The organism is Brasilonema bromeliae SPC951, from assembly GCF_012912135.1.
In the GTDB taxonomy this organism is placed as follows: domain Bacteria; phylum Cyanobacteriota; class Cyanobacteriia; order Cyanobacteriales; family Nostocaceae; genus Brasilonema; species Brasilonema bromeliae.
Map to the genome: position 1 here is coordinate 8523 of NZ_QMEB01000265.1, position 251 is coordinate 8773.

Consider the following 251-nt stretch of genomic DNA (forward strand, 5'->3'; position numbering starts at 1 on the left):
GGTTTAGATAAGCTGCAAGAAAAGCTGCCCAATCAGTATATTGATGTCGGCATTGCGGAACAACACGGCGTTACCCTAGCAGCTGGCTTAGCCTGTGAGGGTATGCGCCCAGTCGTAGCAATATACTCCACCTTCTTGCAACGCGCTTTCGACCAAATTATTCATGATGTCTGCATTCAAAACTTGCCTGTCTTCTTCTGCATGGACAGGGCGGGAATGGCGTTGCTGAATGGAAGTATGAATCAGGCGAT

The 251-nt window shown here is 48.6% G+C and carries 1 pseudogene; it reads left to right on the forward strand.

Going from position 1 to position 251, the window contains the following annotated elements:
* Positions 1–251, forward strand: a pseudogene (locus DP116_RS29690) (1-deoxy-D-xylulose-5-phosphate synthase); the annotation flags it as partial.